Source organism: Nocardioides litoris (assembly GCF_006346315.1).
In the GTDB taxonomy this organism is placed as follows: Bacteria; Actinomycetota; Actinomycetes; order Propionibacteriales; family Nocardioidaceae; genus Nocardioides; species Nocardioides litoris.
On record NZ_VDMR01000001.1, the window covers coordinates 615,134 to 633,721 of the forward strand.

General features: G+C 73.5%; 18 protein-coding genes and 1 other RNA gene. 14 read left to right on the top strand and 5 right to left on the bottom strand.

What is annotated here, in order from left to right:
* The first annotated feature begins 2 nt into the window (after window positions 1–2).
* Window positions 3–614 (top strand): VldE C-terminal domain-containing protein, encoded by a 612-nt coding sequence (locus FJQ57_RS03015; RefSeq protein ID WP_139977743.1) that lies wholly within the window; start codon window positions 3–5, stop codon window positions 612–614.
* Here FJQ57_RS03015 and FJQ57_RS03020 read toward each other — a convergent pair.
* Both FJQ57_RS03020 and FJQ57_RS03025 read right to left on the bottom strand, forming a co-directional pair.
* A complete protein-coding gene (locus tag FJQ57_RS03020; RefSeq protein ID WP_246081556.1) occupies window positions 578–1,153 on the bottom strand; it encodes a GNAT family N-acetyltransferase in 576 nt (191 codons plus the stop codon). The genes FJQ57_RS03015 and FJQ57_RS03020 overlap by 37 nt on opposite strands.
* Entirely contained in the window at window positions 1,141–2,244 is a 1,104-nt protein-coding gene (locus FJQ57_RS03025) for a citrate synthase 2 (protein ID WP_139977744.1), read from the bottom strand. Before FJQ57_RS03025 ends, FJQ57_RS03020 begins: the two co-directional genes overlap by 13 nt.
* An 82-nt stretch (window positions 2,245–2,326) precedes the next feature.
* Here FJQ57_RS03025 and pdxH point away from each other — a divergent pair, with 82 nt between their 5' ends.
* From pdxH to FJQ57_RS03050, 5 genes are all read left to right on the top strand, one after another.
* Window positions 2,327–2,980, top strand: coding sequence for a pyridoxamine 5'-phosphate oxidase (gene pdxH, locus FJQ57_RS03030; RefSeq protein WP_139977745.1), 654 nt, complete (start codon window positions 2,327–2,329; stop codon window positions 2,978–2,980).
* Between the two features lie 158 nt (window positions 2,981–3,138).
* Window positions 3,139–4,524 (top strand): glycoside hydrolase family 6 protein, encoded by a 1,386-nt coding sequence (locus FJQ57_RS03035; RefSeq protein WP_139977746.1) that lies wholly within the window; start codon window positions 3,139–3,141, stop codon window positions 4,522–4,524.
* Window positions 4,525–4,551: 27 nt separating this feature from the next.
* A complete protein-coding gene (locus FJQ57_RS03040; RefSeq protein ID WP_170219247.1) occupies window positions 4,552–5,016 on the top strand; it encodes a CAP domain-containing protein in 465 nt (154 codons plus the stop codon).
* A 55-nt stretch (window positions 5,017–5,071) separates the two neighbouring features.
* The gene (gene prfB / locus FJQ57_RS03045) at window positions 5,072–6,190 is read left to right on the top strand and encodes a peptide chain release factor 2 (RefSeq protein WP_139977748.1); all 1,119 of its coding nucleotides are present in this window, start codon (window positions 5,072–5,074) and stop codon (window positions 6,188–6,190) included.
* Between the two features lie 771 nt (window positions 6,191–6,961).
* The gene (locus FJQ57_RS03050; protein ID WP_425465416.1) at window positions 6,962–8,623 is read left to right on the top strand and encodes an alpha-amylase family glycosyl hydrolase; all 1,662 of its coding nucleotides are present in this window, start codon (window positions 6,962–6,964) and stop codon (window positions 8,621–8,623) included.
* Window positions 8,624–8,849: 226 nt separating this feature from the next.
* On the opposite strand, the gene FJQ57_RS03055 is transcribed toward FJQ57_RS03050, so the two are convergent.
* A complete protein-coding gene (locus tag FJQ57_RS03055; protein ID WP_139977749.1) occupies window positions 8,850–9,494 on the bottom strand; it encodes a hypothetical protein in 645 nt (214 codons plus the stop codon).
* Between the two features lie 79 nt (window positions 9,495–9,573).
* On the opposite strand from FJQ57_RS03055, the gene ftsE reads away from it, so the two are divergent.
* The 5 genes from ftsE to FJQ57_RS03080 all read left to right on the top strand — a co-directional run bounded on the left by ftsE (window position 9,574) and on the right by FJQ57_RS03080 (window position 14,064).
* Complete coding sequence (gene ftsE / locus FJQ57_RS03060; protein ID WP_139977750.1) at window positions 9,574–10,263, top strand: cell division ATP-binding protein FtsE; 690 nt, start codon at window positions 9,574–9,576, stop codon at window positions 10,261–10,263.
* Window positions 10,264–10,362: 99 nt separating this feature from the next.
* On the top strand, window positions 10,363–11,283 hold the full coding sequence (gene ftsX, locus FJQ57_RS03065; protein ID WP_139977751.1) for a permease-like cell division protein FtsX: 921 nt from the start codon (window positions 10,363–10,365) through the stop codon (window positions 11,281–11,283).
* Between the two features lie 66 nt (window positions 11,284–11,349).
* The gene (locus tag FJQ57_RS22215; protein WP_170219248.1) at window positions 11,350–12,627 is read left to right on the top strand and encodes a M23 family metallopeptidase; all 1,278 of its coding nucleotides are present in this window, start codon (window positions 11,350–11,352) and stop codon (window positions 12,625–12,627) included.
* A 56-nt stretch (window positions 12,628–12,683) separates the two neighbouring features.
* Complete coding sequence (gene smpB / locus FJQ57_RS03075) at window positions 12,684–13,163, top strand: SsrA-binding protein SmpB (protein ID WP_139977752.1); 480 nt, start codon at window positions 12,684–12,686, stop codon at window positions 13,161–13,163.
* 4 nt (window positions 13,164–13,167) lie between these two features.
* Window positions 13,168–14,064, top strand: a complete 897-nt coding sequence (locus FJQ57_RS03080) for an amidohydrolase family protein (RefSeq protein ID WP_246081557.1) — start codon at window positions 13,168–13,170, stop codon at window positions 14,062–14,064.
* Window positions 14,065–14,142: 78 nt separating this feature from the next.
* Here FJQ57_RS03080 and FJQ57_RS03085 read toward each other — a convergent pair whose 3' ends face one another.
* A complete protein-coding gene (locus tag FJQ57_RS03085; RefSeq protein ID WP_139977753.1) occupies window positions 14,143–15,207 on the bottom strand; it encodes a hypothetical protein in 1,065 nt (354 codons plus the stop codon).
* Window positions 15,208–15,398: 191 nt separating this feature from the next.
* Between FJQ57_RS03085 and FJQ57_RS03090 the strand changes: the two genes are divergently transcribed.
* From FJQ57_RS03090 to ssrA, 3 genes are all read left to right on the top strand, one after another.
* Window positions 15,399–16,529 (top strand): serine hydrolase domain-containing protein, encoded by a 1,131-nt coding sequence (locus FJQ57_RS03090; protein ID WP_139977754.1) that lies wholly within the window; start codon window positions 15,399–15,401, stop codon window positions 16,527–16,529.
* A gap of 220 nt (window positions 16,530–16,749) precedes the next feature.
* Window positions 16,750–17,397, top strand: a complete 648-nt coding sequence (locus FJQ57_RS03095) for a maleylpyruvate isomerase family mycothiol-dependent enzyme (RefSeq protein WP_170219249.1) — start codon at window positions 16,750–16,752, stop codon at window positions 17,395–17,397.
* A gap of 40 nt (window positions 17,398–17,437) precedes the next feature.
* Window positions 17,438–17,809, top strand: a transfer-messenger RNA (tmRNA) gene (ssrA, locus tag FJQ57_RS03100).
* Window positions 17,810–18,167: 358 nt separating this feature from the next.
* On the opposite strand, the gene FJQ57_RS03105 is transcribed toward ssrA, so the two are convergent.
* The gene (locus tag FJQ57_RS03105) at window positions 18,168–18,545 is read right to left on the bottom strand and encodes a hypothetical protein (RefSeq protein WP_139977756.1); all 378 of its coding nucleotides are present in this window, start codon (window positions 18,543–18,545) and stop codon (window positions 18,168–18,170) included.
* Window positions 18,546–18,588: the final 43 nt, after the last annotated feature.

Below are 18,588 nucleotides of genomic sequence, written 5' to 3' on the forward strand. Positions count from 1 at the left end.
GGGTGCTGTCCGTCCGCGCCCTCGCGCTCGTCCTCGCCGCCGCGCTGCTGCCGCTGCTGCCCGTCCCGGCCGCGCCGTCGTCCGCCGAGGGCGCCGTCGTGCTGCCGGTCGAGGCGCCGGCGTCGTACGAGCCCGCGACGCGGTGCGCGCCCGCGGCCAAGCCGGGCACCCGCGTGCTCGCCCGCTGGCTGGAGCGGCGCCACGGCAGCCACACCTCGATCTCGCGGTCGTGCCGGCCGGGCCAGGTCACCTCCGAGCACCAGGAGGGACGGGCGGTCGACTGGTCCGCCGACGCCCGCACGCCCGCGGGACGGCGCGCGGCCCGACGACTGCTGCGCGAGCTCCTCGCCCCCGACGCGGCGGGCGAGGCGGCGGCGCTGGCCCGGCGGATGGGCGTGATGTACCTGATCTGGGACGACCACCTGTACGCCGCCTGGCGCGGCTTCGAGCCCGAGCCCTACCTGAGCTCGTCGTGCCGCTCGCGCCGCCGGTGCTCGCCGACCCTGCGCCACCGCGACCACGTGCACGTCTCGCTCACCCGGCGCGCGGCCCGGGGCGAGACGTCCTGGTACCTCCGTCAGCCCCCGAGGTACGACGCCCGGTCGACCTCGTAGCGGACCTCGCCCTCCTCCCAGCCCGGCAGCGGGTCGTCCCACTGCCGCACCTCGGTGAGCACGTGGCGCAGGCCGGCCTTGGTCATCACGCCCCGCGACCCGGTGTTGACGGCCATCGTCTCGGCCCAGACCCGGTCGAGCCCGACGGTGCGGAAGGCGTGGTCGAGCAGGGCGCGGGCGCCCTCGGTGGCATACCCGTGGCCCCAGGCGTCGCGCCGCAGCCGGTAGCCGAGCTCGGCGGAGACCGGCCGGCCGTCGTCGGGGGCGTCACCGGGACCGTCGGGGATGAGGCACCACCAGCCGAGGAACGCGCCGTCGGCCCACCCCGCCCAGTAGCCGAGGCGGTGGGCGTCGGCCTCGGGCCGGAGCCGGCGCGGCACCTGCGCGAGGACCTCCTCGCGCGCCAGCGCCCGGCCGCGCAGGAACCGCTGCACGGCCGGGTCGCTGTCGAGCTCGACGAGCAGCTCGGTGTGGTCGGTCGTGAGCGGCTCCAGCCGGAGCCGCTCGGTGACCAGCGTGGGTCGGCTCAGCCGGCCCACTCGGCGTTCCAGCCCTCGACGTCCTCAGCGGGACGGGCGGCGGGGCCGGTGTAGATCGCCGAGGGACGGATCAGGCGTCCGGTGCGCTTCTGCTCCAGGATGTGGGCCGACCAGCCGCCGGTGCGGGCGCAGGTGAACATCGAGGTGAACATGTTGCTCGGCACCTCGGCGAAGTCGAGCACGATCGCGGCCCAGAACTCCACGTTGGTCTCGAGGACGCGGTCGGGGCGGCGCTCGCGCAGCTCGGCCAGCGCGGCCTTCTCCAGGGCCTCAGCCACCTCGTAGCGGGGCGCGTCGAGCTCCTTGGCCGTGCGGCGCAGCACGCGGGCGCGGGGGTCCTCGGCGCGGTAGACGCGGTGGCCGAAGCCCATCAGCCGCTCGCCGCGGTCGAGCAGGCCCTTGACGTAGCCCTCGGCGTCACCAGACTCCTCGACGTCGCTGATCATGCCGAGCACCCGCGAGGGGGCGCCGCCGTGCAGCGGGCCGCTCATCGCGCCGATGGCGCCGGAGAACGCGGCGGCCACGTCGGCGCCGGTGGAGGTGATGACGCGGGCGGTGAACGTGGAGGCGTTCATGCCGTGCTCGGCCGCGGAGCTCCAGTAGGCGTCGATGGCGTGGGCGTGCTTCGGGTCGGCCTCGCCCTTCCAGCGGATGAGGAACTTCTCGGCCAGGGTGCGGCCCTCGTCGACCTCCTTCTGCGGCACGACGGCCTGGTGCAGGCCGCGGGCCGACTGGGCGGCGTAGGAGAGGACCATGACGGCGAGGCGGCCGATGTCGTCGCGCGCCTGCTCGTCGGAGATGTCGTAGGTCTGGCCGAAGCCGAAGGCCGGGGCCAGCATGGCCACCGCGGCCTGCACGTCGACGCGCACGTCGCCGGTGTGGACCGGGAGGTTGAACGGCTCGGCGGGGGACAGGCCCGGGGTGTAGGCGCCGTCGATGAGCAGGCCCCAGACGTTCTCGAAGGGCACGCGGCCGACGATGTCCTCGATGTCGACGCCGCGGTAGCGCAGCGCCGAGCCCTCCTTGTCGGGCTCGGCGATCTCGGTCTCGAACGCGACGACGCCCTCGAGCCCGTGGTGTACCTCGGTCATGCCTGCTCCTTCGATCCGGATGCGTGATCCGGTGGTCAGTCCGGGTGGTCCGCGGCGCATTGTGCCGCACTACGTTCGGGCCATGACCACCCCGGGAGATCTCGCTGCGCTCCGCCACGAGTACGCCGCCGGCGGGCTCGCCGAGAGCGAGCTGACCGCCGACCCGCTCGAGCTGTTCGGCCGGTGGTTCGACCAGGCGCAGTCGGCCGGGCTGCCCGAGCCCAACGCGATGGTGTTGGCCACGGCGTCCGCCGAGGGTCGGCCGTCGGTGCGCACCGTGCTGCTCAAGGGCGTCGGTGCCGACGGGTTCCGGTTCTTCACCAACCACGGCTCGCGCAAGGGCCACGACCTCGCCGCCCAGCCCTGGTGCTCGCTGCTCTTCCCCTGGCACCCGCTGGAGCGGCAGGTGCGGGTCGAGGGCACCGCCACCGCGCTGCCGCGCGCCGACGTCGAGGAGTACTACGCCCAGCGGCCCCGCGGCTCGCGGCTCGGCGCGTGGGCCAGCCACCAGTCGCGGGAGGTGCCCGACCGCGAGGCCCTCGCGGCGTCGTACGCCGAGGTCGAGGCGCGCTTCGCCGGCGTCGACGACGTGCCCCCGCCCGAGGAGTGGGGCGGCTACGTCGTGCGTCCGGAGGTCGTCGAGTTCTGGCAGGGCCGGCCCAGCCGGATGCACGACCGGCTCGTCTACCGCCGCGGCGACGACGACAGCTGGTCGACCAGCCGGCTCGCCCCCTAGGCAGCGGTCCCAGGACGCGCGTCAAGCCACGCGGCACCCCGACCGATCCTCCCGGTGAGGCCCGGCCTGACCCGGACGGGCCAACCTGCCTCCCGAACGGTCAGAACGTGCCCGAGCCCCTGTCGCGCCCTCCGCGGACGACGTCCACTGGACGCACCATGCGCGTCCGTCCCCCCGCCCTCGCCCTCGCCGTCGTGGCCCTCACCGCCGCCGCCGCGACGCTCCTGCCCGCCCCCGCGGTGACCGCCGCCGACGACCCGGGCACGCCCCGCTCGGTCGACGTCGACATCCGCTCCGACGGCACCACCGGGTACGCCGTGCGGTGGGCCGACCCCGCCGGCGGCGCGCCCACGTCGTACGAGGTGCTCGTTGACGGGACCGTGCGGCGCACGGTCGCGGGCACGGTCCGCAGCGCGGTCCTCGGCGCCGGCGACGGGGTCGTGCTCGGCGGCACCCACGACGTCCGGGTGCGGGCGGTCGACGGCGGCGCCCGCGGCGACGCGGTCGGGCAGTCGCTCGTGCTGACCTACGGGCCGCGCACGCCCCGGCTGCCGCAGAACCCGACCAACCCCCTCGCCGGCCTCGAGTGGGGCACCTACCTCGGTCGCGCCGAGGAGGCCTACGAGCCGTGGCGCACCGCCACCGGCGCCACCCGCGCCGCGCTCGGCCAGATCGCGCTGCAGCCGAAGGCGAAGTGGTTCGGCACCTGGATCACCGACGCCGACGCGGAGCGCAAGGTGCGCGAGTACATCCGCGACTCCGCGCACGGCGACCGCGACGTGCTGTCCCAGATGACCCTCTACCGCTTGCGCCCGTGGGGGGAGACGGCCCACCGGCGGCTGCCCACCGCGGCCGAGCGGGCGTCGTACACGTCCTACGTGACGAGCGTGGCCCGGGCGATCGGCGACCGGCCGATGGCCGTCGTGCTGCAGCCCGACGGGGCCTGGATGCAGGGCGCACCCCGCGGCCGGGGCTCGCTGTCCCGGATGCTCGGGTGGACCGTGCGGACCTTGGAGGCGCTGCCGCGCACCGCGGTCTACCTGGAGATCGGCTCGGCCGACTGGCTGCGCAACGACCCGAAGCGGGCGCTGCGGCTGCTGATGGGCTCCGGCATCAAGCACGCCCGCGGCTTCGCGCTCGCCGTCACCCACATGGACACCACGGAGCAGTCGGTGCGCTTCGGTGCCCGCGTCGTCGACGCGCTCGCCGCCCGCGGCGTGCCCGGCAAGCACCTCGTGGTCGACACCGCCGACAACGGCCGGGGGTTCAACGGGGTCGAGTACCGCAAGGTCTACCCCAAGCGGGCCTTCGACACCGCCGACATGTGCCGCACCGCGACGCAGCAGCTGTGCGTGGCCCTCGGCATCCCGCCCACCACCGACGTGGCCGACCCGCGCTGGGGGCTGCCCGCCGACGTGCGGGCCATGGCCGCCGAGGACGTCGACGCCTACCTGTGGATCAACCGGCCGTGGCTGCACCACCAGACCTACCCCTACGTGAAGGCCGACGCGCTCGCCCTGGCGTCGCAGAACCCCTGGGACTGAGCGGTGCCGAGGCGTAGCGTGCGCTCCGTGCCCCGTCGCGTCCTCGTCGTCGTCCTCGCGCTCCTGCTGAGCCCGCTCGTCGTGGCCGTCCCCGGAGCGGGCCCGGCCCTGGCCGCGACGGCGGCCGAGACGTCGTACGCCGCGCGGACCAAGACCGACGTCGACCGCCAGCGCACCCGGCGCGCCCTGCCGGCGCTGCGCGCCGACCGCTGCCTGCGGAAGGTCGCGCTCCGCCAGGCGCAGCGGATGGCCCGCGAGCGGCAGCTCTCGCACACCGATCCGTTCGGCGCGATCCTGCGGCGCTGCCGGCTCTCCGTCGCCGGCGAGAACGTCGCCTACAACGGCGGCGGACCGCGGGCCACGACCGGCCTCTGGATGGCCTCGCCAGGTCACCGCGCCAACATCCTCGACCGCCGCTACCGCCTGACCGGGGTCGCCGCCGTACGCCGGCACGGGGTGTGGTGGGTGGCGCAGGTCTTCGGTCGCCGCTGACCGCCCCCGGCGGCGAAGGGGTCGGAGGCCGACCGGCCCGGTAGGCTCGATCCTCGTGGCAGGACCCGACTTCGACACCGAGATCAAGCAGCTCCAGGCGACGATGAAGACCATCGGCCAGGTGCTCGACCTCGACGCCATGCGCGCCGAGATCGCCGACCTCGGCGAGCAGGTCGCGGCCCCCGACCTGTGGGACGACCAGGACAACGCCACGCGCGTCACCGGCCGCCTCTCCGACATCCAGGGCCAGCTCGACCGCTACACCGAGCTCGCGGGCCGCATCGAGGACGTCGGCGTGCTCGTCGAGCTCGGCCAGGAGGAGGGCGACGCCGACTCCCTCGCCGAGGCCGAGCGCGAGCTGGGCAAGGTCCGCACCGCGGTCGAGAGCCTCGAGGTCCGCACTCTGCTCAACGGCGAGTACGACGCCCGCGAGGCGATCGTCAGCATCCGCTCCGGCGCGGGCGGCGTCGACGCGGCCGACTTCGCCGAGATGCTGATGCGGATGTACACCCGCTGGGCCGAGCGCAACAAGTACCCCGTCGAGGTCTTCGACGTCTCCTACGCCGAGGAGGCCGGCATCAAGTCGGCCGAGTTCGCCATCCACGCGCCCTACGCCTACGGCACCCTCTCGGTCGAGGTCGGCACCCACCGCCTGGTGCGCATCAGCCCCTTCGACAACCAGGGCCGCCGCCAGACGTCGTTCGCCGCGGTCGAGGTCGTCCCGCAGCTGGAGCAGACCGACGAGATCGAGGTCGACGAGAACGACGTCCGCACCGACGTCTTCCGCTCCGGCGGCCCCGGCGGCCAGTCGGTCAACACCACGGACTCCGCCGTGCGCCTGACCCACCTCCCCACCGGCATCGTCGTCTCCTGCCAGAACGAGAAGAGCCAGCTGCAGAACAAGGCGGCGGCGATGATCGTGCTCAAGGCCAAGCTGCTGGCCAAGAAGAAGGCCGAGGAGGCGGCGCTGAAGAAGGACCTCAAGGGCGACGTCGCCGCCAGCTGGGGCGACCAGATGCGCAACTACGTCCTCAACCCGTACCAGATCGTCAAGGACCTGCGCACCGGCTTCGAGACCGGCAACCCGCAGCCGGTCTTCGACGGCGAGATCGACGGGTTCCTCGAGGCCGGCATCCGCTGGCGCCGCGGCCAGGACCGCGCCGCCGAGAACTGACCCGCACCCCGCGGTGGTCGAGGAGGGACGGAGTCCCGTCTCGAGACCACACGACCGCAGCGGTGAGGTGGTCTCGACCCACGGTGGTCGAGGAGGGACGGAGTCCCGTCTCGAGACCGCACGACCCCAGCGGTGAGGTGGTCTCGAGACAGGCGCCAGGGCGCCTTCCTCGACCACCGTGTGGTCGAGTCCGTCGTCACCCCACGGTGGTCGAGGAGGGACGAAGTCCCGTCTCGAGACCACACGACCCCAGCCGGTGAGGTGGTCTCGAGACAGGCGCCAGGGCGCCTTCCTCGACCACCGTGCGGTCGAGTCCGTCGTCACCCCACGGTGGTCGAGGAGGGACGGAGTCCCGTCTCGAGACCGCACGACCCCAGCCGGTGAGGTGGTCTCGAGACAGGGCGCCAGGGCGCCTTCCTCGACCACCGTGCGGTCGAGTCCGTCGTCACCCCACACGGTGGTCGAGGAGGGACGGAGTCCCGTCTCGAGACCTCTAGGGTCGTCACCGTGAGGATCCCCGAGGCGGTCGAGCGGGCGGTCGCGGACGAGGTGGCCGGGCTCGGCAAGCGTCGTCGCGAGACCTTCGCCCTGCGGCTCGAGCGCTGGTGGCCCGACCTGCTCGCCGGCGTCGCGGCGGTCCACGACGACCCCGAGGCGGTGGCGCTGCGGCTGGTCACGGTGGCCGCCCGCGGGTACGCCGACCGGCCGCGCGACCTGCAGCGGCTCGACGAGCGGCGGCTGCTGCGGCCCGACTGGGTGCAGCAGCCCGGGATGGTCGGCTACGCCTGCTACGCCGAGCGGTTCAGCCCCGACGGCACCCTCGCCGGGGTCGCCGAGCGGCTCGACCACCTGCGCGACCTCGGGGTCACCTACCTGCACCTGATGCCGCTGCTGCGCCCGCGCGAGGGCGACAACGACGGCGGGTACGCCGTGGCCGACTACCGCTCGGTGCGCCCCGACCTCGGCACGGTCGACGACCTGCGCGACCTGGCCACCACGCTGCGCGAGCACGGCATCAGCCTGGTCGTCGACCTGGTGCTCAACCACGTGGCCCGCGAGCACGCGTGGGCCGCGGCCGCGCGGGCCGGCGACGCGGCGTACCGCGACTACTTCCACGTCTTCGCCGACCGCACCCTTCCCGACGCCTTCGAGCGCACGCTGCCGGAGGTCTTCCCCGACTTCGCACCGGGCTCCTTCACCCACGACGACGAGCTCGACGGCTGGGTGTGGACGACCTTCAACTCCTGGCAGTGGGACCTGAACTGGGCCAACCCGTCGGTGCTGGTCGAGATGGCCGACGTCGTGTGCTTCCTGGCCAACCTCGGGGTCGAGGTGCTGCGGCTCGACGCCATCGCGTTCCTGTGGAAGCGGCTCGGGACCGACTGCCAGAACCAGCCCGAGGTGCACGCGCTCACCCAGGCCCTGCGGGCGGTGGCCCGGATCGCCGCGCCGGCGGTGCAGTTCAAGGCCGAGGCCATCGTCGGGCCGCGCGACCTCGTGCCCTACCTCGGCACCGGTGCCCACACCGGCCGGGTCAGCGACCTGGCCTACCACAACAGCCTCATGGTGCAGGTGTGGTCGATGCTCGCCACGGGCGAGACCCGCCTCGCCCGGCACGCCCTGGCCGCGCTGCCGCCGACCCCGCCCGCCGGCACCTGGATCACCTACCTCCGCTGCCACGACGACATCGGCTGGGCCATCGACGACGCCGACGCCGCGGCGGTCGGGGTCACCGGGCCGGGCCACCGGCACTTCCTCGCCGAGTGGTACGCCGGGCTGCACCCCGGCTCCTGGGCCGAGGGCCTGGTCTTCCAGCACAACCCCGAGACCGGCGACCGCCGCACCAGCGGCACCGCGGCCTCGCTGGCCGGCCTCGGCGCCTCCCGGCGCGACCCCGAGCACGCCGTCGCCCGCCTCCTCCTGGCCCACGCGATCGTCGCGGGCTGGGGCGGGGTCCCGGTCGTCTGGAGCGGCGACGAGCTCGCCCTGCCCAACGACCCCGACTGGGCCGCCGAGGCCGGCCACGAGGACGACAACCGGTGGACCCACCGCCCCCGCGTCACCGCCACCGACCTCGCCGCGGCCCACGACCCCGGCACCGACGCCGAGCGGGTCCGCTCCGGCCTCGTGCACCTCATGGGCGTCCGGGCGGGGCTGCCGCAGCTGCACGCCGCCGCGGCGACGACGGTCCTGACCGACACCGACGACGGCGTGCTGGCGGTGGTCCGCCGCGACCCCAGCGGTTCCTTCGTCGGCCTCTACAACGTCACCGGCCGCAGCTGCCCGTTCCCGCTCGCCCGGCTGCACGAGCTCGGCCTCGCGCGCCCGTGGGAGGCCCTGGGCGGCCACCGCCTGGTCACCGGCCCCGACGGCGTCCTGCTCCTCCCGCCGTACGCCGCCTGGTGGGTCGTCGACGCCCCGCCCGGCGCGTGAGCGCTCCTACCGCGCTCGCACCACGCCCGCGCCCAGACCTCGCGGGCCAGCGGGTCCGACGTCGCCTCGGCGAAGGAGGGCAGCGTTCCGACGAGGGGGAGGCCCAGCACCCACGCCACCAGCGGCACCCCGCAGGGGGAGGGGAACACGGGGTCAGGACCGGCACCGGGCCGGTCTTCCTCGAGGCCCCCTCGCGCCCCCGTTCGGGGCGTCCGCGAGGGGTGGCTCAGGCGCGGACGGCCCCGAGCACGTCGACGCACCACCGGTCGGCGCGCTGCGCCGCCTCGGTCGGCTCGAGCGGGCCCGCGACCGAGCAGGTCAGCCAGGCGTCGCCGAGCAGGCCCCGGAACGACGCCTGCACCCGGGCCGGGCCGGGCCTGCAGACCAGCGCCGCCGTCGGCGAGCCCAGCGCAGGCGCGCCCGCCACGCGGGTGCAGCCCTCCTCGCGCGCCGCCTGCCGGGCCAGCGCGGTGGCGGTCGTCCGCGTCACCGGCGGGGCGAAGACCCAGGCGCGCGCGATGGTGGTGCCGGCCGTCCAGGTGCAGGAGAACTCGTGGGCGATGTCGCTCACCCGCCCGACGACCGCCGCGCGGTCGCCGTCGGCGTACGACGTCGCCCCGGTCGGCTCGGCCCCGAGCGCGGCGGTCACGGCCTCGGGCGCCACGCGGTCGCAGAACGCGGCCCGCGCGATCGCGGTCGTGGACGTGTCGACGTCGGCCAGGCCCAGGTCGGGTGCCGTCGTGGGGGTCGGGCTCGGCGCCTCCTCGCTCGCTGGCTCGCCGTCGAGGTCCGGCCAGGCCACGGCGGCCGCGACCACGACCACCACCACCGCCACGAGGGCGAGCAGGGCGGTGCGGACGCGGCGGGACACAGCCCTCACCGTACTGACCGGCCCGGCCCGCGACACGCCGAGGCTGGCGCTGGGGGTGGCGGCCGGTACCGTCGTCCCGGTGATCCGCTTCGAGAAGGCCACGGTGTCCTACCCCGGCCCCGGGAAGCCGGCACTGAGCCAGGTGTCGGTCGACGTCGACAAGGGTGAGTTCGTCTTCCTCGTCGGCACCTCCGGGTCCGGCAAGTCGACGGCGCTCAAGCTCGTGCTGCGCGAGCTGCGACCCACCACCGGCCGGGTCTACGTCGCCGGCAAGGAGATCAACCGGCTCGCGACCTGGAAGGTGCCGCGGCTGCGCCGCCAGATCGGCACCGTCTTCCAGGACTTCCGGCTGCTCCAGACCAAGACCGTCACCGAGAACGTCGCCTTCGCGATGCAGGTCACCGGCAGGTCCACCCGCGACATCCGCAAGGCCGTCCCCGAGACCCTCGAGCTGGTCGGCCTGGCCGACAAGGGCGCCCGGCTGCCCGACGAGCTGTCCGGCGGCGAGCAGCAGCGCGTCGCCATCGCCCGGGCCATGGTCAACCAGCCGATGATCCTCATCGCCGACGAGCCCACCGGCAACCTCGACCCCGCCACCTCGGTCGGCATCATGAAGCTTCTCGACCGCATCAACGGCACCGGCACCACCGTGCTCATGGCCACCCACGACCACGGCGTCGTCGACCAGATGCGCAAGCGCGTCGTCGAGCTCGACCACGGCGTCGTGGTCCGCGACGAGGCCACCGGCGTCTACGGCTACCAGCACTAGCGCGTCCTCGCGCCCCACCCGCGGGCCCGCCCCGCGCCGTACGCCGTCGCGCGCCGCCCGCGACGACCGCACCCCCGATCCCAGGAGCACCACGCCCTCATGCAGCTGCGCCACGTGAGCACCAACCTGCGCCAGAGCCTGCGCCGCAACGTCTCGATGCACGCCGCGGTGATCATCACCCTGTTCGTCTCCCTCAGCCTGGCCGGCATCGGCGTGCTGCTGAGCAAGCAGGCCGCGCTGACGACCGACGTCATCGGCAGCGAGCTGCAGATCACCGTGACGCTGTGCGTGCCCGACGAGCCCGACTTCCCGCAGTGCACGAGCGAGGTGACGCCGGAGCAGGAGGCCACCGTCCTGCAGACGATCCGCGACAACCCCGAGGTCGCGGGCACCGAGGTCATCTCCAAGGAGCAGGGCCTGGACAACCTCCGCGAGCGGGGGGTGATCCCCGACGAGCAGTTCGAGGGCTCCGACCCCCTCATCACCGCCGACGTCATCCCCAAGGCGATCCGGGTGACCCTGAAGGACCCGCAGGACTACGACGGCGTCACCAGTGCCGTGCAGGACCTCGACGGCGTCCGCGAGATCACCACCGCCCAGGAGCTGGTCGGGCCGGTCTTCGAGATCATCGACTACACCCGCTACGCCGCGTGGGGCGCGGCCGGGGCCCTCGTGCTGGCCGCGGTCATGCTCGTGGCCAACACCATCCGGCTCACCGCGCTCGCGCGACGCAAGGAGATCGAGATCATGCGCCTCGTCGGCGCCTCCCGGGTCTTCATCGTGCTGCCGTTCCTGCTCGAGGCGGTGTTCACCGCGCTCGTCGGGGTGGCGCTGGCCGCCGGGGCGCTGGCGGCCTTCACGAGGTTCGCGATCATCGACGGCGTCGCGGAGGTCATCACCGGCCTGCCGTTCATCGGGTGGGGCGACTTCCTCTACACGCTCGCGGTCATCGGGATCCTCGGACCGGTCCTCACCGTCCTGCCGACACTCCTGCTGACCCGCAAATACCTCAGATTCTGAGCCCGGGGGCCTACCGTCGACGCGTCCTCTTCCCCGGACGCTTCCCCGAACCGGATTGGCTCCACCGTGCGCTTCTTCCCCAGCGCCGCGCGCCGGCGTGCCTCCTTGGGCTGCCTCGCGGCCGTCTCCATCGCCACCCTCGCGGTCCCCGCCTCGCCGCTGTCCCCGGCCAACGCCGACCAGGACGACGACCTCAAGGCCCGGCAGAAGGCGGTCCAGGGCCAGATCGACCAGGCGGCCGACGACCTGCGCGAGGCCTCCAAGACCGCCACCCGCGCCGCCCGCCGCCTCCAGGCCACCCAGGCCCGCCTGGCCACCGCGCGCGAGACCCTGGCCGACGTCACGACCCGCCTGGCCGCGGCCCGCGAGCGTGACGCCCAGCTCAAGGTCGAGCTCGAGCAGGCCGAGGCCGCGCTGGCCACGGCCACCGCCGCCGCCGAGCAGGGGTCCGCCGACGTCGAGCGCCAGCGCTCCGTCGTACGCCGGACCGCGGTGTCGATCTACACCGACGGCGACCCCACCCTGCGCGCGCTCGGCAACCTCGCCGAGGCCGGGTCGCTCGAGGAGGTCGAGTCGATCCGCCTGGGCGACCAGGTGCTGAGCAACCAGCAGACCTCGGTCTTCGACCGGCTCGCCGCGATCGAGGAGCAGCTGGCCGAGGAGCAGGCCGAGGTCGCGCGCACCACCGCCGCGGTCGAGGCCAAGAAGAAGGAGGCGGCCGACCACCTGGCGGCGATGAACGACCTCTACGCCCAGTCCGTGGCCGCCACCCGCGAGGTGCAGGGCCTGGTCGGCCAGGCCCGCACCGCCCGCGCCCGGGCGGTGGCGGCCAAGGCGCGCGACGAGCGCGAGCTGTTCGCGCTGAAGAAGCGGGAGCGGGGGATCCAGGCCCGGCTGGAGGCCCTGGCCCGCGCCCAGCGCGACCAGGTCGGCTACCGCGGGCAGTCCGACGGCTACCTCGACTACCCGGTCGACGCCCCTGTCACCTCGCCCTACGGCTACCGCACGCACCCGATCTACGGCTACTACTCCCTGCACAACGGCACCGACTTCGGCGTCGCGTGCGGCACCCCGCTGCGGGCCGTGGCCGGCGGCACCGTCATCGACACCTACTACGACTCCGTCTACGGCAACCGGCTGTTCCTCTCGCTCGGCAAGGTCAACGGCGACAGCCTCGTGGTCGTCTACAACCACCTCTCGTCGTCCAGCGTGGGCGAGGGCGCCAAGGTCGCGCGCGGCACGGTCATCGCCCGCTCCGGCACCACGGGCTGGTCGACCGGCTGCCACCTGCACTTCACGGTGATGAAGAACGGCACCGCCGTCGACCCCATGCAGTACCTGTAGCACCGGGCGCCGGACCGTGGCCGAACCCGGTTGCCCTGCTCTGGGATGATGGCCCGATGGCCAGGGAGCAGGGGCAGAAGATGGTGGCGCAGAACAAGAAGGCGCGCCACGACTACGCCATCGACGACGTCTACGAGGCCGGCCTGGTGCTCCAGGGCACCGAGGTGAAGTCGCTGCGGATGGGCCGGGCGTCGCTGGTCGACGGGTTCGTCGACATCGACGGCGGCGAGGCGTGGCTGCACGGGGTGCACATCCCGGAGTACTCCCAGGGCACCTGGACCAACCACTCCGCCCGCCGCAAGCGCAAGCTGCTCCTCAACCGCGTCGAGATCGACAAGATCCAGCGCCGGGTCAGCGAGAAGGGCCTGACCGTGGTGCCGCTGTCGTTGTACTTCAAGGACGGCCGGGCCAAGGTCGAGATCGGCGTCGGCAAGGGCAAGAAGTCCTGGGACAAGCGCCACACCATCGCCGAGCGCACCGCCAAGCGCGAGGTCGAGCAGGCGGTGGGGCGCCGGCTCAAGGGCATGCGCGACTGACCCGGTGACCGACCTGGACGACCCTGAGCCGGTCGAGCGCACCCGCGAGCACTGGCAGCGCCTGGGGCTCCCCGGGCTCATGGATGCCCACGTCCACTTCCTGCCGCCGCCGATCGAGAAGGCGGTGTGGCGCGAGTTCGACGCCGCCGGCCCGCTCATCGGCCGCGACTGGCCCATCCGCTACCGCCAGCCGCAGGACGAGCGGGTCGAGCTGCTCCGCTCCTTCGGGGTCGCCCGCTTCCCGACGCTGCCCTACGCCCACAAGCCCGGCGTCGCGCCGTGGCTCAACGACTGGTCCCGCGCGTTCGCCGACGACGTGCCCGAGGCCATCTGGTCGGCCACGTTCTACCCCGAGCCCGAGGCGGTCGACTACGTCGGCGCGCTCGTCGAGGCCGGCGTCGAGCTGTTCAAGCTGCACCAGCAGGTCGGCGGGTTCCACCTCGACGACCCGCTGCTGCTCCCGGTGTGGGACCTGCTGCAGTCCTCCGGCACCCCGGTGCTGGTGCACGCCGGGTCGGGCCCGGTCGGCACCCCGTTCACCGGCCCGGCGTCGATGGCGCGGCTGCTGGCGTCGTACCCCCGGCTGGTGGTGGTCGTCGCCCACCTCGGCGCCCCCGAGTGCGTCGACTTCGCCCGCCTCGCCGCCCGCCACGACACCGTCTACCTCGACACCTCGATGGCGGTGAGCCCGTTCTTCGGCGAGCACTTCGACCCCGACGTCGTCCCGCTGCTGGCCGACCTGCGCGAGCGAGTGCTCTTCGGCTCCGACTTCCCGACCCTGCCCTTCGCCTACGCCGACCAGCTCGACGCCCTCGTCGCCCTCGACCTCGGCGACGACTGGCTCCGCGACGTGCTCTGGCACAACTCCGCGGCCCTCTTCTCGAGCGCCCACCGGGGGTAGTCCCTGACGAAATGGTCCTCGCGACGGCGATTCCACGACCACTTCGTCAGGGACTACCCCGGCCGGCGGCACACAGGGTCACCGGCGAACGATCTCGCGGTGGCCCAGGAGCCGCCGTCGCTGGTCGGGGGTCAGGGCACGGCGCTGCTCGACAGTCAGGCTCGGGGTCCACCACGTCGGCGGGTCGATGGTCCAGGTGCGGTCGGCGCGCGGTCGATGGGACGCCCGGTGGTAGGCGTCGTGCAGGCGGGCGAGCAGGTGACGGGGGTCTGGTCGATCGCGCTTGGTCGCCGTCACCACCTCGAGGCCGTGGTGGCGCACCAGTCCCTCACGGCGTACGTCGCGGCCACGTTGCTCGGCATCGAGGTGGTGACCGCCGTCGTACTCACCGGCCACCCCGGCGACAGGGTCGAGCAGGTCCGGGGTCGCGACGTGGCGGCCCGACCGGTCGAAGACCGGGACGTTGCAGAGCGGACGAGGCATGCCGGCGAGGGCCTGCCAGACCCAGGAGACCCACAGCTCGTCGGGCGCCCACACGTTCTCCTCGGCCCAGCCGATGGCCTCGCGTGCCTGCGGCACGCCCGTCATGCCGTTCTGCCCAGGAGTGAGCCAGTCGGAGACCTCGTCCACCGAGACGAGGTCGTTGTAGGCCGCCAGCGACAACGCGGTGGCCGCGCCGAGGACGGAGTCGGCGTACCGCATCACGAAGGAGACGGCGTATGCCGCGTCGATGAGCGGCAGGCCGTCGACCCACGTCACCCAGCCTGGGCGAAAGCTCTCACCTCCCGGACGGATGCCCCTCTGCGGACGGATGTCATGGGTGCTGACGACGACGTCGACGGGCAGCATCGTGCCCATGCGGTCGCGGCCGTCGAACCATCGTCCGCCGCGCCACCGGAGGTTGGCCCAGCCGTTGATGGCACACCGGGGCGGCACGACGACGGACGCCTCGACGATGCGCTGGTCGACGTCGTCAGCCGGTGTGTCCACCGGGACGTAGAACCCGTGCGACGTGCTCCGCCACCGCGGACCGCGGGCCTGGCCGCGCGTTGGCGGGTCGGGCCCGCCCGCCCGGACGGGCAGCACGTGCCCGGCTCGCAGCTGCCTGCGCTCTCCCTCGTCGCCGCCCTCGTCCTCGATCATCGGGGCCGAGGCTCCGCGTTGCCGGCCTCGGCCGCGAGGGGCGACCACGGTTGTCCACAGGCACCCGAGCGCCCCCGGGGGTAGTCCCTGACGAAGTGGTCGCGGATCCGCCCGATCGACGACCATGTCGTCAGGGACTACCGCTGGCGCTGCCCTGGCCACCCGACTAGAACGCGTTCTACCCTGACGGCGTGGTGGACGGAACCTGCACCGACGCGTTCGAGCCCCTGCGGGGCCTCCTGGCGGGCAACCTGGCGAGCGGGGCCGACGTCGGCGCCGCGGTCGCGGTGGTGCACGACGGGGAGGTCGTGGCCGACCTGTGGGGCGGCGAGGCGCGGCCGGGGGTGCCGTGGACGCGGGACACGCTCGTGCAGGTCTGGTCGGTGACCAAGACCATGGCGGCGCTGACCGTGCTCACCCTGGTCGAGCGCGGCGAGGTCGACCTGGATGCGCCGGTGGCAACCTGCTGGCCGGCGTTCGCCGCGCACGGCAAGGACGGGGTCACCGTCGGGCAGTTGCTCGGCCACACCAGCGGCCTGCCGGGCTGGACCCGCACGGTGACGGTCGAGGACATCCTCGACGTCGAGACCAGCGCGGGGTGGCTGGCGCAGGAGGAGCCCTGGTACGAGCCGGGCAGCGCGCCGGCGTACCAGATCCTGGACCACGGGCACCTCGTCGACGGCGTGGTGCGCGGCGCGACCGGGCGGTCGCTGGCCGAGGTGTTCCGCGACGACGTGGCCGGCCCGCTCGGGGCCGACGTGCACCTCGGCGTGCCCGAGGACCGGCTCGACGACTGCGCCGACCTGCGCCCGCCGCCCGCCGGCGGGGTCGACCTCGGCGCCCTGCCCGCCGACCACTTCCTGCTGCGCACCATCGCCAACCCGTTCCTGACCATGCCTGTCTGCAACGGCGAGGCCTGGCGCCGAGGTACGACGGCCGCGGCCGGCGGGCACGCCAGCGCGCTCGGCGTCGCCCGGGCCCAGGCCGTCGTCTCCCACGGCGGCGAGCTCGACAGCACCCGGCTGCTCTCGCCGGAGACCATCGAGCGGGCGCTCGCCGTCCAGGCCGACGGCGTCGACCTCGTGCTCTCGGTGCCGCTCACCTTCGGCGCCGGCTGGGCGCTGCCCACGCCGTCGGCGCCCGCGGTGCCCGACGGGCGGGTGCTCTGGTGGACCGGGTACGGCGGCGCGATCGTCGTCAACGACCTCGACCGTCGGACGACGATCGCCTACACGCCCAACCAGCTCGTGACCCACATGGTCAGCTCGCCGCGCACCGACGCCTACGTGCGCACCGCCCTGGCCTGCCTGGAGGCCCGGTGACCGTCTGCACCATCCGCGCCGGGTGCTCCGGCACCACCACCGCCGAGCGCCCCACGATCGTCACCCTGGCCGAGCGGCGACCCACGCTCCTCGCCCGCCTGCTCATCGGCGCCTAGGCCCGCCACACCAGCCAGGACGACGTCGGCCGGCAGGTCGTCGACCTGCTCGCCGAGATCGAGGAAGGGCAGCGGCGGGCGGCCGGGTCGGCCAGACTTCCGGCGTGACGACCGACGCGGACGCCTGGACCACCATCGCCCAGGAACGCGGCGCGCTCGCCGACCTCCTCGACACGCTCACCCCGGGGCAGTGGGCGACCCAGTCGCTGTGCGGCGCCTGGACGGTCAAGGAGGTCGCGGTCCACCTCATGGTCGGGCCGACCGGCTCGCTGCCGTCCTTCGCGACGGCGATGCTCAAGGCCCGGGGACGGTTCGAGGTGGCCAACCAGGTGATGGTCGACCGGCGCTCGGACCGCCCGACGGCTGCCGTGTCGGCCGACCTGCGTGACCACGCGGCGAGCCGCTTCACCCCGCCCGGCTTCGACTGGCCCGCGCCGCTGACCGACCTGCTGGTCCACCGGCTCGACATCACCGTCCCGCTCGGCCTCGACCACGACCGGCCTCTCGGCCCGTGGGCCGACGCCCTGACGTTCCTGCTGACTCCGAAGGCCGCCCGGGCGTTCGTCGGCGCCCGGCCACCCGCCCTGACCCTCGCCGCGACCGACCTCGCCTGGACCGGCGGCAGCGGACCCCGCGTCGAGGGACCGGCCGAGGCCCTGGGCCTCGCGCTCACCCGACGTACGCCGCGGCTGGGCGAGCTGGCCGGGCCGGGCGCCGAGGTGCTGCGGGCCTGGGCGGCCGGGAACACCTGAGTGGCGCCGGGCGCTAGAGTGGGTGCAGCACAACTCAAGAGGGGCTGATCGGTTTCGACTTGGGACGTTAGTTCCAGGGGAAGCGGGTCGAGGAGCCAGCGTCATCTCGTAAACGCTCGCTGGAAACCAACAACTGCCGACGCTAAGCGCAGTTCGTTCGCTCTCGCCGCCTGACGCGGTGATCGGACCGTCTGACCGGGCATCCGTCTCCGTCCCGGACCCAGGCGTCATCTAGGAGACTTGCTGTTCACCTGCCGTCGGGGTGGGTGACCAGGACTCAAGCCCGACTGGGCCTGTCGGCGACGTGTCAGTGCGAGCGCCGGGGCCGAGAAAATCGACACCACTGACTGCACCCGGAGAAGACCTGGATCGACGCTCGAGGACCGGGGTTCGATTCCCCGCAGCTCCACCGCAGCGCAGCCCTCTCGACCGGCGAGGATCGCCGCCACCCCGTGGCGGTGGTCCTCGCCGTTCGGCGTGTCGCCCGTGCAGGTGGGCCGGATCCACAGGTACGCCGGGGAGCAAACGGCATGCTCGCGCGCGCCCTCGCCCTGCTCGGCCTCGTCCTGGCCCTCCTCGTCCCGTCGCGGCGTCCGCGTCGCCGGCCGCGCCCGCCCTCGCCCTCACCGCCCCGCCGGGTACGCCGACGAGCGGTGGGTGGTGTCGACGTCGAGGTCCTTCGCCGCTGAGGGTCTATTGCTCGCAGGCAACCCGGGCCAAGGGAGCACGGGTGCCACTCATACCCCCACCGCAGGTATGAAGCGCCAAAATCACCGTTGTCGCACCTCGTCTACGGCGGCGCGCAAGGCTGCGTCCTGAGTCCAAACGTCCAGGTCGACCACAGTCAGGTCCAGCTTCAGTCGCAATCGCCGGAACTCGGTCAAGATGACAAGATCCCCCATTTCGAGATTCTGGCTAGCGAGCGACTCGCGGATGCTCTGGTGTTCGCTAGTCGGATGCAGAATTTCCTCGACAAAGTCGTGACCCCACTCGAGTTCCGTAAAGGTCCAGGGCGTCTCGCCTGCATGCGTCTGAGAGATCACCGACTCAAATCGCTCGGCGCACTCTCGGCGGTAGTGGCCATTGTCAATTCTCGAGATATGGGCACCAGTCTCGATCAGCGTCCCTGCTGGAACTTGGAATGTCACCCCGCGAGACTGCTTTCGGAGGAAATCCGCCTTTATCTCCTCG